Source organism: Actinomadura coerulea, assembly GCF_014208105.1.
GTDB lineage: Bacteria > Actinomycetota > Actinomycetes > Streptosporangiales > Streptosporangiaceae > Spirillospora > Spirillospora coerulea.
This window is the reverse complement of the sequence record NZ_JACHMQ010000001.1, coordinates 7248983-7270987: the sequence shown is the minus strand read 5'-3', so window position 1 is coordinate 7270987 and position 22005 is coordinate 7248983. Positions and strand designations below refer to the sequence as shown.

21 protein-coding genes are annotated in these 22005 nt (G+C 73.2%); 13 read left to right on the top strand and 8 right to left on the bottom strand.

What is annotated here, in order from left to right; translation table 11 throughout:
- Nucleotides 1–36 precede the first annotated feature (36 nt).
- Nucleotides 37–1485 carry a proline--tRNA ligase gene (proS, locus tag BKA00_RS33805; protein WP_230298881.1) on the bottom strand — a complete coding sequence of 483 codons (1449 nt, stop codon included), beginning with the start codon at nucleotides 1483–1485 and terminating at the stop codon, nucleotides 37–39.
- 58 nt (nucleotides 1486–1543) lie between these two features.
- On the opposite strand from proS, the gene BKA00_RS33800 reads away from it, so the two are divergent.
- From BKA00_RS33800 to BKA00_RS33760, 9 genes are all read left to right on the top strand, one after another.
- Nucleotides 1544–3238: a proline--tRNA ligase gene (locus BKA00_RS33800; RefSeq protein WP_185031988.1), complete on the top strand. Its 1695-nt coding sequence runs from the start codon at nucleotides 1544–1546 to the stop codon at nucleotides 3236–3238.
- A gap of 255 nt (nucleotides 3239–3493) precedes the next feature.
- The gene (locus BKA00_RS33795; protein ID WP_185031986.1) at nucleotides 3494–5137 is read left to right on the top strand and encodes an ABC-F family ATP-binding cassette domain-containing protein; all 1644 of its coding nucleotides are present in this window, start codon (nucleotides 3494–3496) and stop codon (nucleotides 5135–5137) included.
- Nucleotides 5138–5303: 166 nt separating this feature from the next.
- Nucleotides 5304–5477, top strand: coding sequence for a hypothetical protein (locus tag BKA00_RS33790; protein WP_185031984.1), 174 nt, complete (start codon nucleotides 5304–5306; stop codon nucleotides 5475–5477).
- A gap of 177 nt (nucleotides 5478–5654) precedes the next feature.
- Nucleotides 5655–6626: an NAD-dependent epimerase/dehydratase family protein gene (locus BKA00_RS33785; protein ID WP_230298880.1), complete on the top strand. Its 972-nt coding sequence runs from the start codon at nucleotides 5655–5657 to the stop codon at nucleotides 6624–6626.
- Complete coding sequence (locus BKA00_RS33780) at nucleotides 6623–7810, top strand: glycosyltransferase family 4 protein (RefSeq protein ID WP_230298879.1); 1188 nt, start codon at nucleotides 6623–6625, stop codon at nucleotides 7808–7810. The genes BKA00_RS33785 and BKA00_RS33780 overlap by 4 nt, the downstream gene beginning before the upstream one ends.
- Nucleotides 7811–7820: 10 nt before the next feature.
- Nucleotides 7821–8549, top strand: a complete 729-nt coding sequence (locus BKA00_RS33775) for a hypothetical protein (RefSeq protein ID WP_185031982.1) — start codon at nucleotides 7821–7823, stop codon at nucleotides 8547–8549.
- Nucleotides 8546–8899 carry a hypothetical protein gene (locus BKA00_RS33770; protein ID WP_185031980.1) on the top strand — a complete coding sequence of 118 codons (354 nt, stop codon included), beginning with the start codon at nucleotides 8546–8548 and terminating at the stop codon, nucleotides 8897–8899. Before BKA00_RS33775 ends, BKA00_RS33770 begins: the two co-directional genes overlap by 4 nt.
- Nucleotides 8899–10014, top strand: a complete 1116-nt coding sequence (locus BKA00_RS33765; RefSeq protein WP_185031978.1) for a glycosyltransferase family 4 protein — start codon at nucleotides 8899–8901, stop codon at nucleotides 10012–10014. Before BKA00_RS33770 ends, BKA00_RS33765 begins: the two co-directional genes overlap by 1 nt.
- Entirely contained in the window at nucleotides 10011–10784 is a 774-nt protein-coding gene (locus tag BKA00_RS33760; protein ID WP_185031976.1) for a hypothetical protein, read from the top strand. The genes BKA00_RS33765 and BKA00_RS33760 overlap by 4 nt, the downstream gene beginning before the upstream one ends.
- Here the strand turns inward: BKA00_RS33760 and BKA00_RS33755 are convergent.
- The 5 genes from BKA00_RS33755 to BKA00_RS33735 form a co-directional block, all read right to left on the bottom strand.
- Nucleotides 10781–12049, bottom strand: a complete 1269-nt coding sequence (locus tag BKA00_RS33755; protein ID WP_185031975.1) for a serine hydrolase — start codon at nucleotides 12047–12049, stop codon at nucleotides 10781–10783. The two genes, BKA00_RS33760 and BKA00_RS33755, sit on opposite strands and share 4 nt — an antisense overlap.
- Before the next feature lie 166 nt (nucleotides 12050–12215).
- Nucleotides 12216–12737, bottom strand: a complete 522-nt coding sequence (locus BKA00_RS33750) for a YceI family protein (protein ID WP_185031973.1) — start codon at nucleotides 12735–12737, stop codon at nucleotides 12216–12218.
- Nucleotides 12738–12759: 22 nt separating this feature from the next.
- Nucleotides 12760–13647: a VanW family protein gene (locus BKA00_RS33745; protein ID WP_185031971.1), complete on the bottom strand. Its 888-nt coding sequence runs from the start codon at nucleotides 13645–13647 to the stop codon at nucleotides 12760–12762.
- Between the two features lie 162 nt (nucleotides 13648–13809).
- The gene (locus BKA00_RS33740; protein WP_185031969.1) at nucleotides 13810–14040 is read right to left on the bottom strand and encodes a DUF6158 family protein; all 231 of its coding nucleotides are present in this window, start codon (nucleotides 14038–14040) and stop codon (nucleotides 13810–13812) included.
- A gap of 34 nt (nucleotides 14041–14074) precedes the next feature.
- A complete protein-coding gene (locus tag BKA00_RS33735; RefSeq protein ID WP_230298878.1) occupies nucleotides 14075–15667 on the bottom strand; it encodes a phosphatase PAP2 family protein in 1593 nt (530 codons plus the stop codon).
- A gap of 209 nt (nucleotides 15668–15876) precedes the next feature.
- On the opposite strand from BKA00_RS33735, the gene BKA00_RS33730 reads away from it, so the two are divergent.
- From BKA00_RS33730 to BKA00_RS33720, 3 genes are all read left to right on the top strand, one after another.
- A complete protein-coding gene (locus tag BKA00_RS33730; RefSeq protein ID WP_230298877.1) occupies nucleotides 15877–16779 on the top strand; it encodes an ABC transporter permease in 903 nt (300 codons plus the stop codon).
- On the top strand, nucleotides 16772–17563 hold the full coding sequence (locus tag BKA00_RS33725; protein ID WP_185031963.1) for an ABC transporter ATP-binding protein: 792 nt from the start codon (nucleotides 16772–16774) through the stop codon (nucleotides 17561–17563). Before BKA00_RS33730 ends, BKA00_RS33725 begins: the two co-directional genes overlap by 8 nt.
- Nucleotides 17564–17695: 132 nt before the next feature.
- Nucleotides 17696–18217 (top strand): YbhB/YbcL family Raf kinase inhibitor-like protein, encoded by a 522-nt coding sequence (locus tag BKA00_RS33720; protein ID WP_185035151.1) that lies wholly within the window; start codon nucleotides 17696–17698, stop codon nucleotides 18215–18217.
- Between the two features lie 64 nt (nucleotides 18218–18281).
- On the opposite strand, the gene BKA00_RS33715 is transcribed toward BKA00_RS33720, so the two are convergent.
- A complete protein-coding gene (locus BKA00_RS33715; protein ID WP_185031961.1) occupies nucleotides 18282–19256 on the bottom strand; it encodes an ArsR/SmtB family transcription factor in 975 nt (324 codons plus the stop codon).
- 59 nt (nucleotides 19257–19315) lie between these two features.
- Between BKA00_RS33715 and BKA00_RS33710 the strand changes: the two genes are divergently transcribed.
- Nucleotides 19316–20509 carry an MFS transporter gene (locus BKA00_RS33710; RefSeq protein WP_185031959.1) on the top strand — a complete coding sequence of 398 codons (1194 nt, stop codon included), beginning with the start codon at nucleotides 19316–19318 and terminating at the stop codon, nucleotides 20507–20509.
- 49 nt (nucleotides 20510–20558) lie between these two features.
- On the opposite strand, the gene BKA00_RS33705 is transcribed toward BKA00_RS33710, so the two are convergent.
- On the bottom strand, nucleotides 20559–21875 hold the full coding sequence (locus BKA00_RS33705; RefSeq protein WP_185031957.1) for a KamA family radical SAM protein: 1317 nt from the start codon (nucleotides 21873–21875) through the stop codon (nucleotides 20559–20561).
- Between the last annotated feature and the right edge of the window lie 130 nt (nucleotides 21876–22005).

Sequence of the window (22005 nt, the reverse complement as noted above, 5' to 3'; positions counted from 1 at the left end):
CTGCCGCGGCCGCGGAATGCGCGGCCGGACGCGTCCTCAGTAGGCGCGGCCGAAGATGACGCGCTTGCCGTAGGCGGACGGGCGGTCGCACTTCACGCAGACGCCGGTCTCCTCGGGCGCGTCGGTGGCGATGACGCGCGGGGTCGCGGCGGTCTCGGCCTTGATGTCGTCCTCGCAGGCGGTGTCGCCGCAGTGGAACGCGCGGGCCCAGCCGGTGGCGACCTGCGCGGCGAACGCGTCCCAGCCGTCCACGACGGCGGTGTTGTCCTCGCGGAACTTCTCGGCCCTGGCCAGCAGGAACGACTGGAAGTCGGCGAGCATCCCGGGCAGCACCTCGGGCACCTTGTCGAGCGGGATCTGCTCCTTGCCCTGCCCCTCGACGGTCGGGAGCCGCCGGACGACGGTCGCGACGCCGTTCTCGATGTCGCGCTTGCCGAGTTCGATGCGGATGGGGACGCCGCGCATCTCCCACTCGTTGAACTTGAAGCCGGGCGACAGTTGCGGGCGGTTGTCGTCGACGTGCACCCGGATGCCCGTCGCCTTGATCGCCGCGCCGAGCCGGCGGGCCTCGGCCGCGGCCTGCTCGCCCTGCTCCTTGCGGCCGATCGGCACGATGACGACCTGGTAGGGCGCGAGCCGCGGCGGCATCACCAGGCCCTTGTCGTCCCCGTGCGTCATGATCACGCCGCCGATCATGCGGGTGCTCATGCCCCAGGACGTGGTGTGGGCGAGGGTCAGCTTGCCCTGCTCGTCCTGGTACTGGATCTCGAAGGCCTTGGCGAAGTTGGTGCCGAGGTAGTGGGACGTGCCGGACTGCAGGGCCCGGCCGTCGCGCATCATCGCCTCGATCGTGTAGGTGCGCACGGCGCCCGCGAACCGCTCGCCGGGCGTCTTCTCCCCCGACACGACCGGGATCGCCGCCAGATCCCGCGCGACGCTCGCGTAGGCGTCGAGCGCCCACATCGTCTCGCGCATCGCGTCGTCCTCGTCGGCGTGGGCGGTGTGGCCCTCCTGCCAGAGGAACTCGGTGGTGCGCAGGAACATCCGGGGGCGCATCTCCCACCGGACGACGTTCGCCCACTGGTTCAGCAGCAGCGGCAGGTCGCGGTGCGAGTCGATCCACTTGGCCATGTACTCGCCGATGACCGTCTCGGAGGTCGGCCGCACGATCAGCGGCTCCTCCAGGTCCTTGCCGCCGGCGTGCGTGACGACCGCCAGCTCCGGGGAGAAGCCCTCGACGTGCTCGGCCTCGCGCTTGAGGTAGGACTCCGGGATGAACATCGGGAAGCAGGCGTTGTCGTGCCCCGCCTCCTTGATGCGCCGGTCCAGGTCGGCCTGGAGCAGCTCCCACACCCGGTAACCGTACGGGCGGATGACCATCGTGCCGCGAACCGGTCCGCGGTCGACGAGCTGGGCCTGCACCACCAGCTCGTTGTACCAGGCGGAGAAATCCTCGCTCTGCGGCGTCACACCTTCTCGACTCACGGCCCCAAGGGTACTGACCATCACTCCTTGGTCAGGTCACCTTCGCTAGGCTCGCGTGATGCGCTGGTCCCAGATGTTCGCGCCCACGCTGCGGGAGGACCCCGCGGAGGCCGACGCGCCGAGCCACCGGCTGCTGCTGCGCGCCGGATACGTCCGGCAGCTCACGGCGGGCCACTACTCGCTGCTGCCGCTGGCGGTGCGCGTCCGAGCGAAGATCATTCAGATCGTCCGGGCGGAGATGGACGCGGTCGGCGCGCAGGAGATGCTGCTGCCGGCGATGCACCCGGCCGAGCCGTGGCGGCGGTCGGGCCGCTGGGACCTGATCGGTCCGGAGCTGTTCCGGCTGCGCGACCGGCGCGGCGCCGAGCACGCCCTCGGCCTGACGCACGAGGAGATCTTCGCGACGGTCGCCCGCGAGCTGGACTCCTACCGGCGGCTGCCGCAGCAGTGGTACCAGGTCCAGACGAAGTTCCGGGACGAGCCGCGCCCCAAGGGCGGCCTCCTGCGGACCCGCGAGTTCACGATGAAGGACGCCTACAGCTTCGACGTGGACGGCGCCGGCCTGGACGCCTCGTTCGAGGCCTACCTCGGCGCCTACACGCGGATCTTCGAGCGGCTGGGCCTGCCGGCGCTGGCGTGCGAGGCGTCCAGCGGCACCATGGGCGGTTCGGACTCCACCGAGTTCATGTGCCCGGCGGAGACCGGCGAGGACCTCGTCGTCCGCTGCCCGGCCTGCGGGTACGCGGCCAACATCGAGCGGGCGACGTCGGCGCTGCCCGCCGCGCAGGACGGGCCGGGCCCGGCCGCGCCGGAGCCCTTCGACACGCCGGGCGTCCGCACCATCGAGGACCTGCTCGCCTACGGCGCGCCCGCCGACCGGCAGGTCAAGACGCTCGTGTACGTCCTGGACGGCGCGCCGACCCTCGTGCTGCTGCGCGGCGACCACCCGCTCAACGAGCAGAAGCTCGTCGACGCGACGGGGGCCGCCGGGATCCGCGCCGCCGAGCCGGCGGAGATCCAGGACGCCCTCGGCGCGCTCCCCGGCAGCCTCGGCGCGGTCGGCGCGGCCCTTCCGGTGATCGCGGACGAGGCCCTGCGCGGCCGCCGCGACATGTTCACCGGCGCCAACGTCGACGATGTCCACCTGCGCGGCGTCGACGTCGAGCGCGACATCGGGGTCGGCGCCTGGGCCGACCTGCGCGAGGTCGCGGAGGGCGAGGCCTGCGTCCGCTGCGGCGAGCGCCTGGAGGTCCTGCGGGCGATCGAGGTCGGGCACATCTTCAAGCTGGGCGACCGCTACTCCCGCGCGCTCGGCGTCGAGGTGCTGGACGCCGACGGCCGCTCCGTTCCGGTGATCATGGGGAGTTACGGGATCGGGATCGAGCGGGCGATGGCCGCGATCGTCGAGACCCACCACGACGAGCGCGGGATCGTGTGGCCGGTGGCGGTCGCGCCCTTCCAGGTCACCGTCGTGACCGCCCAGTCCGACGACGCCGGCGTGGCCGCGGCGGCGGAGGAGGTCTACGCGGGCCTGTCGGCGGCGGGCGTCGAGGTGGTGATCGACGACCGGCCCGAGCGCGCGGGCGTGAAGTTCCGGGACGCGGAACTGACCGGCATCCCGTTCCGCGTGACCGTCGGGCGGCGCGGCCTTGCCGAGGGCGCCGCCGAGGTCACGGTGCGCGCGACGGGCGACACGTCCAAGATCGCCCTCGACTCCGTGGTCGACCACGTCCGGGCGCTGCTCGCCGGTTGACCGGACGGCGGCCGCACCGCTCCGGCCCGGCCCTCTCGGCCTCGGTCCGGAACGCGCTGCCGACGGCCTCGATGTGGGCTCCGAGTCCAGCGCGATCCTCTTCGGCGTGGACGACGACGCTGATGGACCTGCCCAGCACCAGGAGCCGGTCGATGTCCTTGAAGTCTGAGGTGAGAGGTTCCATGGGGCACTCCTGAGGGATCTCGTCGTTAATTGGATTGACGGTCCGGGGCGGGGTTCTCGACACTCGGCTGCATGGGACACGTCGAGGTGGGCCACGTCGGCCATGTGCTGCCGGACGGCCGGATGCTGCTCGACGACGTCTCCTTCCGTGTCGGCGACGGCGTCACGGCGGCCCTGGTGGGCCCGAACGGCGCGGGGAAGACGACTCTGCTGCGCCTGATCGCGGGCGACCTGGCGCCGCAGTCCGGGACCGTCGCGCACAGCGGGGGCGTCGGCGTCATGCGCCAGTTCATCGGCAGCGTGCGGGACGAGTCGAGCGTGCACGACCTCCTTCTGTCGCTGGCGCCGCCCCGGGTGCGGGAGGCGGCGGCCGCGGTGGAGGCGGCCGAGCTGGTGATGATGGAGCGCGACGACGAGCCCGCCCAGCTCCGCTACGCCACGGCCCTCGCGGGCTGGGGCGACGCGGGCGGCTACGAGGCCGAGGTGCTCTGGGACGCGTGCTGCGTAGCGGCCCTCGGCGTCCCCTACGACTCGTGCCGGTGGCGCGAGGTCCGCACCCTGTCGGGCGGCGAGCAGAAGCGGCTCGCGCTGGAGGCCCTGCTCCGCGGCCCCGACGAGGTCCTTCTCCTGGACGAGCCCGACAACTACCTCGACGTCCCCGGCAAGCGGTGGCTGGAGGAGCGGCTGCGGGAGACGCCGAAGACCGTCCTGCTGGTGTCGCACGACCGCGAGCTGCTCGACCGCTCCGCCGACCGGATCGTCACCGTCGAGGCGTCCCGGGTGTGGGTCCACGGCGGCGGGTTCTCCACCTACGCCGCCGCCCGCCGCGACCGCAACGAGCGCCTGGAGGAGCTGCGGCGCCGCTGGGACGAGGAGCACGCCAAGCTCAAGGAGCTGGTCAACACCCTGCGGACCAAGGCCACGGTGAACGACGGTTTCGCGTCCCGCTACCGGGCGGCGCAGACCCGGCTCCGCAAGTTCGAGGAGGCCGGGCCGCCCGAGGTCCCGCCGCGCGACCAGAACCTGAGGATGCGCCTGCGCGGAGGCAGGACCGGCAAGCGCGCGGTGGTCTGCGAGAGGCTCGAACTGACGGGTCTGATGAAGCCGTTCGACACCGAGGTCTGGTACGGCGAGCGCGTCGCCGTCCTGGGGTCGAACGGCTCCGGGAAGTCGCATTTCCTGCGGCTCCTCGCGGCCGTCGCCGAGGCGCTCCCGCGCGGCGCGGTCCCGGTGAGGCCCGTCGCGCACACGGGGGCGGCCCGCCTCGGCGCGCGGGTGGTGCCGGGCCTGTTCGCGCAGACCCACGCCCGTCCCGACCTGGCCGGACGCACCCCGTGCGAGATCGTCATGACCGAGCACGCGCGGCTGCGGAACGACGCGATGAGCGCGCTCACGCGCTACGAGCTGAACGTGTGCGCCGAGCAGCCGTTCGAGACGCTCTCCGGGGGCCAGCAGGCCCGCCTGCAGATCCTGCTGCTGGAGCTCGGCGGCGCCACCCTGCTCCTGCTGGACGAGCCGACCGACAACCTCGACCTGGCCAGCGCCGAAGCGCTCCAGGAGGGTCTGGAGTCGTACGAGGGCACGGTCGTCGCGGTGACCCACGACCGCTGGTTCGCCCGGGCCTTCGACCGGCACCTGGTGTTCGGGTCCGACGGCTCGGTGTACGAGTCGGCGGAGCCCGTCTGGGACGAGACCCGCGTGGCCCGCCCCCGCTGAACCGCGCGGACACGGCGGTCCGGTGCTCGCCCCTCCCGTCTCCGCACGACCTGCCCGGGGCACCGACCTTCAAGATCGTTTAGGATGGTCGTCGACCCGGTCGCCAAGGACCGGGTCGCCTCGCGTTCGCGAGGCTGAAACCAGACGACCCAAGGTTGTGATCTGTATGGGCGACACACACGACGCCAAGACGTGGAACACCGGCGTGGACATGATCACGAGCAGCGACCAGCAGGTCCGGGACGCGGGCTTCAAGGCGCTGGAACTCGCCGAGAACAACACGGACGGGACCCACCCCGGGGGCGGCACCAAGCCCCAGGGGGGCACGAGCCAGAGCTGACCGGACTTCGCCGCTGACGCGGTGAGGGCCGTTTTGGTGGCCGGACGTCAGTCCGGCCACCTTTTTGGTCTCGGCACCGGGGCGAAGCCCGTGTCCCCGTGTCCCGGTGGGGAGTCCCATGTGGGCAGGGACGAGACCCCCTGTCCCCTTTCGGGATGTCATGGATAAAGTGCCCGGGTGCGGGTGGTGGTCACTGGTGCGGCGGGGTTCATCGGAAGCCATGTCGTCGACGCGTTCTCGGGGGCGGGGCACGAGGTGCTGGCCGTCGACGCGCCCGAGCGTTCGCTGAGTCCCGGCGTCGCCCGGCGGACGTGGGCGAGGGTCGCGACCAGGCCCGGGGTCGTCGCCGCCGAACTCGACCTGGCGGTGGACGATCTCGCCGCCGTCTCGGCCGCGGACGTCGTGGTGCACCTGGCGGGACGTCCCGGGGTGCGCGACTCGTGGGGTCCGGGCAAGGCGGTCGTCGAGCGGGACAACGTGGCGGCGACGCGGCGCCTGCTCGCGGCCTGCGTGCAGCGGCCGCCCCGCTCGCGCCCGAAGGTGGTCGTCGCGTCGAGCTCGTCGGTGTACGGGTCGGCGGGGCGGCGTCCGAACCGGGAGGACGATCCGCTGAAGCCGGCCAGCCCGTACGCGGTCAGCAAGGCGAAGGCGGAGCGGCTCGCGCGGACGGCCGCCGGAAGCGGGCTGCGGACCGTCCTGCTCAGGTACTTCTCCGTCTACGGGCCCCGGCAGCGGCCCGACATGGCGTTCCACCGGTTCGTCGAGGCGGCGCTGGAAGGGCGCCCGCTGCCGGTGTTCGGTGACGGGCGCAGCTCCAGGAGCTTCACGCACGTGCGGGACGTCGTCGCGGCCACGCTGGCGGCGGCGGCCGAGGATCTTCCGCCCGGCGTCGCCGTCAACGTCGGGCATCCCGAGCACGTGGCGGTCCGCGACGCGATCGCGTCGCTCACCGGCGCGCTGGGCGTCCCGGCGCAGATCCGGCGCGAGACGCCCGTGGCCGGGGACGCGACGCGCACCTGGGCCGACACGTCCCGCGCCCGGGAGCTGCTCGGCTGGACGGCCGCGACGGACCTCGCCGAGGGCCTCGCGGACCAGATCGCCTGGCACCGGGGGCTGCGGACGGTGCCGGAGGGGGCGGCGGTCGGATGAAGGACGGTGCCGGCCAGCACGGGCCCATGCGGCACAGGGCGGCGTACGTCGCGTTCGACCGGTTCCCGTCCAGCAAGGGGTCGGCGGTCCACATCGCGCAGATGGCCGACGAGCTCTTCACGCGGTTCGGGGGCGGTCTGCTCGCCGCGATCGGCGGCGGCGACCTGCCGCGCTACCAGCGGGAGGGGACGCGGGAGGTCGCGCGGTTCGACGCCGCGGTCCCCAACCTGATCGACCGGGCCGAGGCGTTCTCCGGCTGGGTCGCGGCCCATCTGCGGCCGCACTGGGAGACGCTGGAGGTCTGCCACGTGCGTGACCCGTGGAGCGCGCTTCCGGCGGTCGCGGACGGGCGGCGCCACAAGGTCGTGTACGAGGTCAACGGGCTGCCGTCCATCGAGATGAGCCACACCTGGCCCTGGGCCGCGCCCGCCGCGCTCGGCAAGATCCGCGAGCTGGAGCGGTTCTGCCTGGAGCGCAGCGACGCGGTGGTGGTGCCGTCGCGGGTGATCGGCGAGGCGGTCCGTGGCCTCGGGGTGCCGGACGGCCGGATCCACCTCGTCCCGAACGGCGCCGACGTCGTCGGCAGGCCGCGGCGTCCCGCGGACGCGCCCGAGCGGTATCTCGTCTACGTCGGCGCGCTCCAGCCCTGGCAGGGCCTGGACGTGCTGATGCGCGCGTTCGCGCGGCTCGCCGACATGCCCGGTCTGCGGCTGGTGGTCTGCGCGTCCGTCCCGGAGCGGCGGGCCAAGCCGGTGCGGCGGCTGGCCGAGCGCATCGGCGTCGCCGAGCGGGTCGACTGGAGGTTCACGCTGCCGCACCACGAGGTCGCCGCGTGGCTCGCGCACGCCGAGGTGTCGGTGGCGCCGCTGACCGGCTGCGCCCGCAACCTGGACCAGGGGTGCGCGCCGCTGAAGGTGATCGAGTCGATGGCGGCGGGCGTCCCGGTGGTCGCCTCGGACCTGCCCGCCGTCCGCGAGTTGATGGCGGACGGACGGCACGGGCGCCTGGTCCCGGCGGACCGTCCCGCCGAGCTGGCCCGGGCCGTCCGGATCCTGCTGGAGTACCCGGATGAGGCCGCGGAGATGGGGCGGAGGGGCCGCGCGCACATCGAGGAGAGCCTGACCTGGGCGCGGTCGCGCGCCCGGCTGGCCGAGGTCTACCGCACGCTGACACGGGGTCGATAGGTGGTTCGTCATGTTCTGGCGTAAGCAGAAGGCCGCCATCGAGCGGTTCCATCCCCTGCACAAGGCGCTGACCTTGGAGAAGGGCTTCTCCGTCTCGCTGAGGCGGGACGACTGGGAGCCGATGATCCAGAGCCTCGCGCAGCACGGGGCGCACGTGCGGCGGCGCCGGTGGCGGCTGCACGATCGTGTCCCGGGCGTGCTCGTGCCGCTGCTGCGGGTGCTGTCGGCCGACATGCCCCCCGACGGGGTGCTGTCGGTGTCGGCGGACATGCGCGGGACGCGCGTGCCTGAGAAGAACGGTCCGATGCAGGACCTCCCCTCCCGGCCCCCGATCTCGGGGCTCAAGCAGTGGTACGCGATCGACCCGTGGCTGCGGATGCGGGCGGAGCTGCGCGACGGCAGCGTCATCGAGCTCTCGGTCACCGACCGGGTGCGCAACCGCAAGTACCGCAAGAAGAACGCGCGCGGCAAGATCAAGTTCAAGAGCAAGTCGAAGACGGTCCAGCTCGTGCGGGTCACCCGGCGGCTGGCCAAGGACGCGGCCGTCCGGCGGCCCGCGTCGCCGCCGCCCCGCTGGGTGAGGGTGCAGGTGAAGCAGGGCCGGCGGCTGGTGGTCCGCGCGAGCGGGAAGTTCCCCGGGCCGGTGGAGGACAGGATCCTGGTGGACCGGATATTGCAGGTGTCGACGGAGCCGTTCCGGTGGACGCCGCCCGGCACGGCCGCGAGGAGGACCACATGAACCGCTGCACCGTGACCACGGGGTTCTTCGTGCTCGGACGCTGCGGCCGGTCCGCTGTGGCGGCGTGCCCGCAGTGCGGCCGTCCCGTGTGCGGCGAGCACGCCGGGCCCAACGCGCTGTGCCCCGAGTGCGCCGCGGCTCAGGGGTACCGGACGCAGGACCCGCACCACCCGGGCTGGACGCACGGCTACCGGCGCGAGTACTACCAGGGCAGCTCGCAGGCCTACAACGACGGATACTGGTACTCCTCGTTCGACCAGTACGACCGCGGCGCCTTCAACCCGGGCGACGACTACTCCTACGGCGGCGACTGGGGACCGGACGACGACACCGGCTTCGTGGACAGCTGATGCACCGCGTCCTGTGGATCACCGAGCACTACCCGCCGAGCCGGGGCGGCATGGCGCAGTCGTGCGACCGGATCGTGCGGGGCCTGCGGGCCGCCGGGACCGAGGTCGACGTCGCCCACCTGACCCGGCGGTCACGACCGTGGGGCGTGTCGCGGGAGCACGGCGGCCGGCTCGTCACCGCGCCGCTCGGGGACGACTCCGAGCACGCGCTGCGCCGCCTGTGGACGACGGTCACCGCCGAGAACCTGACCGGGTACGGCCACGTCGTGGCGTTCGGCGGCGTGTACGCGATGCTCGCCGCGCCCGTCCTGTCCGCGCTGCTCGGCGCGCCGCTGGTGACGCTGCTGCGCGGCAACGACATCGACGTCGGCGCCTTCTCGATGCGGCGGCGCGGCGTGCTGGCGGACGCGCTGCGCGCCTCGTCCCGCGTGTGCGTCGTCGCCCGCTCGCACGCGCCGCTGGTGTCGGCGCTCGCCCCGGACGCGGCGGTCGCGTTCGTCGCCAACAGCGTCGACACGGCGCAGTGGCGGGTGCTGCCGTCCGAGCGGGAGCGGGGCCGGGCCTGGCGGGAGGAGAACGTCGCCCCCGGGCGCCGGACGATCGGGCTCATCGGCCAGCTCAAGGTCAAGAAGGGCGTCGGCTTCTTCCTGGAGGCGCTGGCCGCGTCGCGCCGCACCGACGCCTTCCATCTGCTGCTCGTCGGCGAGGTCGAGGACTCCGTCCGGGAGTGGCTGGCCGAGCACGACGTCCCGCACTCGTTCCTGCCGTTCCTGGAGCGGTACGACCTCCCGGCCGTCTACGCGAGCTGCGACCTGGTCGCGCTCCCCTCGTTCTACGACGGTATGCCGAACGTGGCGCTGGAGGCGGCGGCGCTCGGCGTGCCGCTGATCGCCTCGGACGCGGGCGGGCTGGCGGACGTGGCCGACGACGAGATCGGGTTCACCTTCCCGGCGGGCGACCCGCACGCGTGCCGCGCGGCGGTCGACCGGGCCGCGCGGGCGGGCGGCGAGGAGCTGGCCAAGCTCGGCGCGGCCGGCGCCGAGCGGATCCGGCGCGACTTCACCCCGGCCGCCGAGACCGCCGGATACCTGGCCGTCCTCGACGAGACGCGTTGATCCTCTGCTACGCGGCCGGTGACGGGCTGGGGCATCTCACGCGGCTCCGGGCCGTCCTGCACACCCTCGGGCGGGAGGGGCCGGTCACCGTCGTGACCGGGTCCCGCTTCGCGTCCGACGCGCGCGTGACCGAGGGCTGGGACGTGGTGGAGGCCGCCGGTCCGGCGGCCCCGCGGCCGGACGAGGTGATCGTGGACGCGTTCCCCGCCGGGTTGAGGGGCGAGCTGACCGGACTCCCGTCCGGGGCCGGGACGACGCATCTGGCGCGGCTGCTGCGCTGGGACGCCTACCGGCCGCTGCTCCCCGCGAACCCGCCCCGTTTCGACCGGACGTTCGTCCTGGAGGAGCTCGACCCGGCCCACCACGCCTACCTGCGCGAGGTCTCGGACGAGGTCGTGCCGTTGACGCTCGCCGATCCCCCGTCGGAGCCGGTGGACGTGGAAGGGTGGCTCGTCGTGCACAGCGGTCCCGACGCGGAGACACTCCAGCTCGTCGCCTACGCACAGGACATGGCGGCGGCCGAACGGGTCCGCCCGCCGATGACGCTGGTGTCGCCCGCGAGACCGGACGGCCTGCCCCCGCATGTCGTCCACCTGGACGTCTACCCCGCCTGGGTGCCGGGCCCGGACGTCGAGCGGATCGTCACCGCGGCGGGGTTCAACGCCGTCCGCCAGTACGCGCCTTGGCGGGAACGGCACCGGATGATGCCGTTCCCACGCAGCCTGGACGACCAGTACACGCGCGCGGCCCGCGCCAGAGGCGGGCGCTAGAAGTAGGTGGAGGTCAGGTCGCCGGTCGGCCAGGTCTTCACCGCGTTCGCGGCCTTGTGCAGCGCCGCGTCGATGTCGGCGTAGTTCGCCGCGCTGCCCTCCTGGCGCTGGTCGAAGAGGACCGCCCACGACAGCCCGTCGTACCGGCGGACCATCAGCGTGTACGTTCCGGCCAGGCTTCCGTTGTGCCAGGTGTTGCGGCCGCCGGTCACGGGGCGCACCTGCCATCCGCAGCCGTAGTACCAGCCGTCGGAGTTGATGCCCGTCTCCGGCTTGGCGAACGCCCGGCTGATGGACGCCGACGTCAGGATCGACCCGCCGTCGTAGATGCCCGCGAAGCGGGTGAGGTCCATGGCGGTGGCCAGCCAGCCGCCGTGCGCGTCCATGTTCTCCAGGTTGAACGCGCCGTACGGGAAGGGCACCTTGGTGCCGCTGTTGTCGAACACGGTGGCGCCGGTGTAGGTCGAGTAGTACGGAACCTCTCCGGTGACCTTGGTGCGCGATCTGCCCAGGCGCATCCGCGTGATGCCGCGGGGAGCGAGCACGGTCTGGCGGACGTAGTCCTGGTACTTCTTCCCGGTGACCTTCTCGATGATCCGGCCGAGCAGCATGTACCCGTAGTTGGAGTAGGCGTACTGCGTGCCGGGCGCGTGGTCGAGCGCGCGCCCCGACGTGTACTTCATGATGTTCGCCTGCGACACCGGCAGCGCGACGCCGAGCGCCTTGGCGATCGTCGCGTCGCGGAACATCGGGTCGGGCGTGATGTCGCGGTCCCAGCCGCCGAGGTGCTGCAGCAGCCGCAGGACCGTGACGTCCTTGAGGCGCGGGTCGGCCGTCGTGGAGAGCCCGAGCAGCGTCGCCACCCGGTCGGTGAGCTTCAGCTTCCCGTCCTGGACGAGCCGGAGCACCGCCGTCGCCGTCACGGGCTTGGAGATGCTGGCGACGCGGAACGGCGAGGTCGGCTGCGTCTTGAAGGCGCCGTCCTCGGCGTAGGTGTAGCCGCGCGAGAGGATCAGCTTGCCCTTGCGGACGACGGCGAGCTGCCCGCAGGGGATCGTCCGCGCCTGCATGAAGCTCTTGAGCGTGGCGTCGAAGCCGCCGAGGCCGGCGAGCGCCTTGCCGGTCACTCCCCAGGTGCGGGCCGCGGCCGCCGCCTGCGCCGTCCTGGTCGACCCGGACCCGCCGGACGCGCAGCCAGCGAGCAGCGCCGGCGCGGCCACCAGGCCCGCCGCCTTGCCGAAGTTCCGCCTGCTCAGCTCTGCCACCGCGGCCCCCTGAAGATCGTCTGTCCGGAATGCGGTGATCATGCACCTTAGTGCATTCGATCTTCAGAGACCGGGGAAACGGCGGCACGGGCGCCCCGGGCGACCCCGCCCGGTGCTCCCCGGCCGGTGCTCCCCGGCCGGTGCTCCCCGGCCGGGCCCTGCGGCGCTACCCGGGCAGCCGGACGTCGAACTCGATCTCGACCTCGTCGGCGAGCCGGAGCGCGCCGAAGAACGCCGAGTAGGGCTTGATGCCCCAGCGGCTCTGCTCGACGGTGACGCCGCCGCGGACCCGGTCGCCGTCCCTGGCGGCCGCGAGCCGCACCGGCTTGACCCGCCCCATGATCGTCAGGTCGCCCTCGACGGCGTCCGCGCCGATCGCGGTGGAGACGAACCGGATCTGCGGATGGCGCCGGACCTCCAGGACCTTCCGCAGGTTCTTCACGATCTCCGCGCGGTCCTGGTCGGTGAGCGGCTTCACGCCGCCGGCCCCCTCGCGCACCTCCAGCCCGTCCACCTCGACGGTCACCTCGACCGACGAGGCGTCCAGGGGCTCGCGCGCCTCGACCGCCGCCGACCAGCGCGTCGCCTCGATGGTCAGGTCGTGCCCGGCGCGCCGGCCGAGCCCGCTGCGCCCCGTCCGGACGAGCAGCCGCCCGTCCCGCGGTCCGAGCTCGAACTTTCCCTCCATGCCCTCCACCCTGCCACGCGGGTCAGAGGCACTCCACCTCGGGCTGCGGGCGGTACTCGGTGTGGAACCTCTGGCGGCGCACCTCGCGGCCGCCGGCCAGCAGCGTCCGCCACACGTCGACCTCGAAGCCCTCCCGGCCCGCCATGGGAATGCACTCGCCGCCGCGGCCGACGCCCGACTCGAACGGCCTGAACCCGTACCGCTCGGACGTCCGCGACCGCACCTCGTACCTGCGCCGGCCCCACAGGTTCACGGTCAGCGACGTCGCCGAGTGGGCCACCTGGATCCGCACCGTCTCGCGGGTGTCGTTCCTCCAGGTGAAGTCGAGTTGCGGATAGAACACCGCGGCCTCGCGCCCTTCCGGGTACTCCGGCATCCACAGGGTGTGGGCGCGCGCCTTCCGGATGTCCAGCCCGGCCAGGAACACCGCGTTGTACAGCGTCGTGGACACCTGGCAGATGCCGCCGCCCACGTCGTCCGCCAGCCGCGAGCCCATGATCGCGGGCGCGGGCACGTACCCGCGGCTCCTCGTGCGGGGTCCGACGGCGTCGTTGAACGAGAACGTCGCTCCGGGCTCGACGACCCGCCCGTCCAGGGTCCGGGCGGCGAGTTCGATGTTGCGCACGCGGGGCTCGCCCGGGGCGAACCGCGTCGTGAACGTGCTCATCAGGCGCTCGGACGGCAGCGCGCCGGGCCCGTCCCGCCCGCCCGGGCCGCGGTGCGGCACGGTGAGCGCCGCCGACACGCCCGACAGCCGCGGGCCCTCCAGGTAGGCGCCCAGCAGGAGCCCCGTCGACGCGACGGCGCCCGCCACGATGGGCCACCACCGCCGGACGCCGCGCCGCAACCGGTCGCGGCGCGCTCGCCCCTCCCGGCGGCGCCCAGGCCCGATCCGCCCCACAGCCCACACCCCCCGACGATCCCCACGGGACCACTCACGGACCCTGCCGCTCACCCGCGGCGGGCGCCCGCGCCTTTACCCGAACAGAACGAACGTCCGAACAACACCGGGCCCGCCACGGGCACCGGGGCCGTCCGGACGGCAGGCGCGGGGGGTGCGCGCCGGGCGCCGTCAGCGGGCGCGGGCCCCGGCGCGCATGCGCTCGGGGTCGATCTCCCTGCCGGGACGCCGGCGCAGGTACTCGGCCTCCATCTCGTTCATGCGCCGCGTGTGCTCGCCGTAGGCCTGGTCGGCGGCGTGCCGCAGCGCGTCCAGCCTCGTCTCGTACAGGTGGCCGAGCTCACGGAACAGGTCGTCGTCGCTGAGGTCGCCGGGCGCGACTCCCAGGTCACGGCTCGTCATCGTGTGATCTCCTCCTTGGTGGGCGTCCCGTGCCTTACCCGGTCACCGGGGCATGAATCGTGAACACCCGGAGTGCACGGGGGTGCTTGCCGAAACGCACCGCGCGGGGCAGCGACGCCACCTCGCCGTCGCGCGCCAGCCGGAGATCGCCGGCCGCCGAGATCACCTCCATGCCGGTCGTCCGCCACGAGCGGTACCCGGGCGTCAGGCGCAGGTGGCCCACGATGATCGCGGCGACCGCGCGGACGCGGGGCGCGCCGCCGCCTGCGGTGACCATCCGCACGTCGAGCCTCCCGTCGTCGAGGCGCTCGCGCCAGGTGGGCGCGGCGCCCCACGAGCCGAAGACGCCGTTGCCGACGAACGCGAGCCAGACCCGCCGGCGCCTGCCGTCCACCATCAGCTCGACGGGCTCGGCGTGCCTCAGCGTGCGGACGGCGGCGACCGCGAGCGCGGGCCACTTCCCGATCCGCCTCTCCAGCCGGACCCGCCTCTCGACGACCTCGGTGTAGGCGCCGATGCTCGCGGTGTTGAGGAAGACCTGCTCGGCCTCCTCCCCCGCCTCGGCGGACACGGGCGTCGCGTAGGAGACGTCGGCGCGGCCGACGCGCCCCTCCCGGTAGGCCCTGATCGCCTGCGTCGCGGTCTCGACGCCGATCGCCCGCGAGAAGTGGTCGAACGTCCCACCGGGGACGACCAGCAGCGGGACGTCGCGTCCGAGCGCCGCCCGCGCGGCCGCGCTCACGGTGCCGTCGCCGCCGACCACGGCCAGCACGGCGGCCCGCTCGGCCGCCTCGGCGCACGCCTTGTCGACGTCCGCGCCCGGCTCCACCCGGACGATCTCCGCCGCGGGCAGCTCGGCCTCGAGCAGCGCGAGCGCGATCTCCGAGCGCCTCGGGAGGATCCCGGCGCCGGTCTCCGCCGAGGGACCCGAGCCCAGGTTGACGACGGCCACGACGCCCCGCCCGTCCTCGGCGGTCCGCAGGACCCCGCCCCCGGCCGGGGCCACGCGCGCCACCGGAGGCCGCGAGGGCCACACCAACCGCGTCCCGGCCCCGGCGAGCGCGCCGATCCCGAGCCCCGCCAGGACGTCGCCCGGATAGTGGGCGCCGGTGTAGACGCGGGAGAAGGCCACCGCCGCGGCCGTCGCCGCGACCGGGACGGCCACCGCGGCCGGCGCCTCCAGCGCGACGCCCGTCGCGAACGCGGCGGCCGACGCCGAGTGCCCGGAGGGGAAGGCGTGCGAGGTCGGCAGCTTCCACCGGATCCGGATCGGGGGGACGAGGTCGACGACGGGGCGCCTGCGGCGGAAGGCCTGCTTTCCGACGATGTTCACCGCGGGGCTCGCCACGGCGATCGCGATGGCCCCGCGCAGCGCCGCGCGCCGCAGCCGGGGCCGTCCCGCGACGCCCATCGCGCCGGCCGCCGAGAACCACAGCACCCCGTGGTCGGCGAACCGCGACAGGCGCGGCAGGACGTACTCCAGCCCGCGCAGCCGCGCCGACGCCACCTGATCGAACGCCCACCGGTCCATCCGGCCGAGCCTGCGCAGCAGGGGGACGCGCTGGGGCCAGGCCCGATGCTCCTGAGCCTGCCGCGACCGGCGCCGAGTGACGGAACGTGACGGCACGAAAGTGCGCCGTGAATGGTTGACGCGCATGTCGCGGGTATCCCCAGGGAGGCCGACATGATTCCGTAAAGATCTCAAATCGGGGGTCACATGCGGGCGAACGTCACTGTGGACTCAACGACTGCAATAGGCTTCGCGACATGAGTCACCCGGAACGGCTCGGAACCCCGGGTGGCGAGTCGGTCGGAACGATCGCGGAGCCTCCTCACGTGAACGGAACCCTGGCCGACTACGCCGCACGATACGGGCTGAGGCAGAGCGCTGCGCGCCCCCCGCTGCGCAAGTACATCCAGGATGTGTGGGCTCGCCGGAACTTCATCTGGGCGTTCGCATCCGCCAAGAACATCTCGATGTACAACGACTCCCGACTGGGTCAGGTGTGGCAGCTGCTGACCCCGCTGCTCAACGCCGGGGTCTACTACCTGATCTTCGGTCTGCTGCTCGGCACCGGGCGCGGCGTGCCCGACTTCATTCCCTTCCTGGTGACGGGCGTCTTCCTGTTCGGGTTCACGCAGCGGTCGGTCACCTCCGGCGCCAAGTCCGTCGGCGACAACCTGTCGCTGATCAGGGCCCTGCACTTCCCGCGCGCCACGCTGCCCCTGGCGATCGCGATCGTGGAGATGCAGCAGCTCCTGCTCGCGCTGGTGGTGCTGTTCGCCATCGTGTTCGCGTTCGGCGAGCCGATCACCTTCCAGATGCTGCTGCTCGTCCCCGTGGTCGCGCTCCAGCTCATGTTCAACGTGGGCATCAGCATGGTCATGGCCAGGCTGGGCGCGTTCAACCGCGACATCACCCAGCTGCTGCCGTTCGTCATGCGGGTCTGGCTCTACGCCTCCGGCGTGATCTTCTGCCTGCCGGTGATGATGAAGCCGGGCGGCCGGCTGGCCGGGTACCCGTGGCTGGCGGAGCTGCTCCAGCTCAACCCGGCGTACGTGTACGTGGAGCTGAGCCGGTCCGTGCTGCTCGGCGAGTACCGGGGCTTCGTCGCGGGTATCCACAACGCCGCCTCGCCGGGGCAGTTGTGGCTCTACGGGATCGTGTGGGCCGCCGTGATGCTGGCGGGCGGGTTCCTGTTCTTCTATCGTGCCGAGGAGCGATACGGCCGTGGCTGACACGAAGGTCCGCGGAGCCGTCGACATCGACCCGACCCGGGAGCCGATCGTCGTCGTGGACGACCTGCACATCGTCTACCGGGTGTTCGGCGCGGGAGGCAAGGGCAACGCCGCCAGCGCGTTCTCGCGCATCCTGCGCCGCAAGCACCGCCCGTCGATGACCGAGGTCCATGCGATCAAGGGTCTGTCGTTCGTCGCGTACCGGGGCGAGGCGGTCGGCATCATCGGCACCAACGGCTCCGGCAAGTCGACGCTGCTGAAAGCGATCGCGGGGCTGCTGCCCCCGCACCGGGGCGCCGTCTACACCGACGGCCAGCCCTCCCTGCTGGGCGTGAACGCGGCCCTCATGAAGGACCTCACCGGCGAGCGCAACATCGTCCTCGGCTGCCTCGCCATGGGCATGACCCCGGCGGAGACGAAGAGCAAGTACCAGGAGGTCGTCGACTTCGCCGGGCTGAAGGAGGGCTTCATCCAGTACCCCATGCGGACGTACTCCTCCGGCATGGGCGCCCGCCTCCGGTTCGCGATCGCCGCGGCCAAGACCCACGACGTGCTCCTGATCGACGAGGCGCTCGCCACCGGCGACGCCAAGTTCAAGACCAAGAGCAAGCGCCGCATCGACGAGCTGCGCAAGGACGCCGGCGCGGTCTTCCTCGTCGCGCACCAGCTCGACACGGTCAAGGAGATGTGCGACCGCGTCATCTGGGTCGACGAGGGCCGCATGCACATGGACGGCGACCCCGAAGAGGTCATCGCCGCCTACATCGAGGCGACCGGCAAGTAGCGCCGCCGGTCCGGCGCCGGACGGCGCCGGACCGTGGTCGTGGCATCGCCGGGTTCGCCGCGGGGGCCGTCAGAACGCGACTCCTCCTGGTAGAGATGGGGTGTCACGATGATCCTGATAGAGGAGGTCGCCATGCCCGGCAAGCCCCCGCTTCCGCACGAGCACCTGCCCGACGTCCCCTCGTTCACGGTCGCCAGCGACGACATCGCCGAGGGCGAGCGGCTCGCTGACCGGCACGTGTTCGACGACTGGGGTTTCAGCGGCGGCAACGAGTCGCCGCACCTGCGCTGGTCCGGGTTCCCGGAGGCGACGAAGAGCTTCGCGGTGACCTGCTACGACCCGGACGCGCCGACCGGCAGCGGCTTCTGGCACTGGTCGCTGTTCGACATCCCCGCGAGCGTCACGGAGCTGCCGACGGGCGCCGGGACCGAGGACGCCAAGGTCGGCGTGCACGCCCGCAACGACTACGGGGTCAGGGCGTTCGGCGGCGCCGCTCCGCCGCCCGGCGACCCGCACCGCTACGTCTTCACCGTCCACGCGCTGGACGTGGAGTCGCTCGGCCTCGGCCCGGACACCTCCCCGGCCGTCGTGGGCTTCAACATCACCGCCCACACCCTCGCGCGCGCCGCCATCGTCGCCGAGTACGGCGTCTGACGCCGCCCGGCCTCCCAGGCCGTCCCGGATCCTCCCGGGGCGGCCTCGTCGGTCGCGGCGGGGGTCAGCCGGCTCCCATGAGGACGTCGCCCACGGCCGTGCGGCGGTAGAGGACGGAGCGGCCGCTGCGCTCGCGCGTGACGAGGCCGGACTCCCGCAGCACCGCGAGGTGGTCGCCGATCCCGCCGACGCTCATCCGGAGGCGGGCGCTCAGCCAGCTGGTCGTGGCGGGCTCGGCGAGCAGGCGCAGCAGGTCGGCCCGCGTGCGGCCCACCAGCCTGGCCAGAGCGTCCTCGTCGCGCGGCTCCCGGCTCTCCCAGAGGGCCGCCACTCCCCTGGCCCGGTACATGAGCGTGTACGGCCAGTCCTGTTCGAGCGCCGCGCCGAGTTCGGCGAAGACGACGGGCACGAACGTCAGCCCGGCGCCGTCGAGGCGGTAGGTGGCGTCGCCGTGCATGTCGGCCTCGATGACGCCGTCGCGCCAGCGCACCTTGCGGGACAGGCCGTCCAGCGCCGCCGCCCAGCCGTAGGCGGCCAGGCGCCCCGCGCGGTGGACGATGTCGCGTTCCAGGATCGAGCGCAGCACCGGCCAGTCCGGCTCCAGGAGGGCGCGCCAGGCCGTCTCCAGGCCCGCGGCGAGCCGCTCGACGACGTCGGGGGCCTCCAGCACCTCCCGGACGGCGGGCTCCGGCTCCGGCAGCCCCTCCAGGTTGCGGGCGAGCTCGCGGCGCGCCTGGCCGAGCGGTGTCGCCCTGACGGTGACCAGCTGGTCGGCGACCGTCAGGTTCGGGCGGGCGGGCGGCGGGACGACGAAGTCGGCCATGTACCCGTGCGGGCGGCGCAGGAAGACCAGCGCGCGCAGGGCCGGGTCCCCGGCCACCCGCCGGTACGCCGGCCGCACCCGCTCCACCCAGGGCCCGAGGGGCCCGACCGGCATCCGGCCCGCGACCACGCCGAGCGCGCTGTGCACCTCGATCAGCGGGGCGACCCCGAAGCGGCTGGCCGCGAGGTCGCCGGGGCCCACCACGATGCGGTACATGTTTCGCTCCTCCCCGAAACATTGTCCCGCACGTGGCCGGTGCCCGCAGAGTCGCCGCCATGACCGCTCCTACGACGACCTCCGCCCGGTACCGCGACGTGTTCGGCGTCCCGGAGTTCCGGACGCTGTTCTCCCTCCAGACGCTCCAGGTGGGCGGCGACTCGGTCCGGACGATCGCGCTGTCGGTCCAGACGTTCGAGCGCACCGGCTCGCCCGTCGCGGCGGCCCTCGTCTTCGCCGCCGGGATGCTCCCGTACGTGGTCGGCGGCGCCCTGCTGCTCTCCCTCGCCGACCGCGTCCCGGCGCGGCGGCTGCTCACCGGCTACCACCTGCTGCGCCTCGCGGTCACGGCCGTCCTCGCGGTGGGCGGGCTCCCGCTGCCGCTGATCATGGCGCTGCTCGTCGCGGCGGGCCTGTTCGCCCCGGTCGGCAGCGCGGCGGTCCAGGCCCGGCTGCCCGTCCTGCTCCCCGGGGACGGCTACGTGCTCGGACGGTCCCTGTTCTCGATGACCAGCGCGGGCGCCCAGATCGCCGGCCAGGCCGCCGGCGGGCTCCTGCTGTCGGTGCTCGCCCCGGCCGGGACGCTCTGGCTCGCGGCCGCCGGCGCGGCGCTGGCCGCGGGCCTCGCCCGGTTCCGCCTCCCGGACGCTCCCGCCCCGTCCCGGGCCGTGTCCACCGGGACGGCGCGGGCGACGTGGCGGACCAACCGGCTCCTGCTGGGCCGCCGCACGACGCGCGGGCTGCTCCTCGCCGGCTGGCTGCCGATCTCCCTGTCGGTGGCGGCGGAGGGGGTCGCCGTCCCCTACGCGGGGGGACTGGGGCGCCCGGACGCGGCGGGGCTGCTGCTGTCGGCCGCCGCGGCCGGGATGTTCGCGGGCAACCTGGTCGCGGGCCGCTGGGTCCGCCCGGACCTGCGGGACCGCCTCGCGCTGCCGCTGGCCGCGCTGACCGGTGCGCCGCTCCTGCTGTTCGCCTTCGGGCCGGGCCTGGCGGCGGCGTGCGCGCTGATGGCGGCGGGGACGTTCGGGCTGGGCTACGAACTGCCCGTGCAGCGGCGGCTCGTGGACGCGGTGCCCGAGGAGATCCGCGGGCAGGCGGTCGGCCTGTACGGCAGCGGCCTCATGACCGGCCAGGCGGCCGGCATCGGCGCGGCGGGCGCCCTGGGCGAGGTGATGGCGCCCGGTCAGGTCATGGTGCTGTGCGGCGCCGCGACGCTGGTCGCGTGCCTCTGCCTCCACCGCTCGCTGCGCTGAAGGGTGTGGCGTGTTCGCCCGGTCAGGGGCGAACACGCCACGGGCGTGGCTACTTCTGCCAGGGGAAGCGGTCGGCGAAGGCCGGCTTGAGGTGGTCCAGCCAGACCGCCTCGGGGTCGTACTGCGCGAAGAAGGGCTTGCCGACGAGATCGGCGTCGCGGCACTGGATGAAGTGCAGCGCGAAGACCTTCTGGCCCGCGATCTCCAGGACGCCGTCCACGCAGACCTTGCCCGGCGTGGCCGACATGGACGGGCCGCGGACGGTCCGCGCCAGCCCCGAGACGTTCTTGTAGGCGTCGCGGAAGATCTCGTAGGCCTGGCCGAGCGGCACGGCGAAGTAGTCCTGCGGCCCCGTGTCGCGCTCGACGAACATGTAGTAGGGGATCAGACCCATCCGGGTCTGCGTGCGCCACATGTCCTGCCAGACGGCGGCGTCGTCGTTGATCGTCCGGATCAGCGGCGCCTGGGTGCGGATGACCGCCCCGGTGTCGCGGATGCGGCGGCACGCCTCGGCGACCATGAGGGGTTCGAGCTCGCGCGGGTGCGTGAAGTGCGCCATGAACGCCAGGTTCTTGCCCGAGGCGGTGACCTGCTCGAACAGCCGGAGCATGTCGTCGGCGTCGGGGTCGGTGACGAACTTCTGGGGCCAGTACGCCAGCGACTTGGTCCCGATCCGGATGGATTCGAGCTGCTCGATGTCGAGCAGCGGCTCGACGTAGCGGCGCAGCACCGGCTCGCCCATGATCATGGCGTCGCCGCCGGTGAACAGGACGCTCGTGACCTCGGGGTGCGCGAGGATGTACTCGCGCAGCGCGGTGGGCTCGTCGCCCGCCATCTTCAGGTCGGCCTCGCCGACGAACTGGGCCCACCGGAAGCAGTAGGTGCAGTAGGCGTGGCAGGTCTGGCCCTGCTTGGGGAAGTACAGCACCGTCTCGTCGTACTTGTGCTGCATCCCGGGGATCTTGCCGTCCCCGAAGCTCGGGATGTTGAGCTCCATCTGGCCGGCCGGATGCGGGTTCAGCTTCATCCGCACCTTGTGGGCGGCGGCCTCGATCTCGGCCTTCGGCGCCTCGCGGCTCAGCAGGTCCGACAGGTGCGCGACGTCCCCGGCGGGGAGCATGTCCTCCTGCGGGAAGACGAGCCGGTAGATCGGATCGTCGGGCGCGGCCGACCAGTCGATGAGCTCCTCGATGACGTATGCGTTCGTCCGGAAGGGCAGGACCGTCGCCACCGCCCGGGTCGCGAGCCGCTGCGCGGGTGTCAGCCCCGCGCGAGCCGTGAGCTCGTCGAGGTGCTTCGCCGTGAAGGCGCGGAACTTGCGACCGGTGGATCGCACTGCGGGAGCCGCGTCGTTCACCAGTGTCACGTGTTGGTACTCCTTGCTGTCAGCGGGGGAGGCGCACCCGGGCGCGCCGCCACGTACCGTGATCAGAACCGCCTGGGCCACCCTCATTCAACCGTTTGGGGTGGCTTCATGCCGAATTAATACCCCCTGT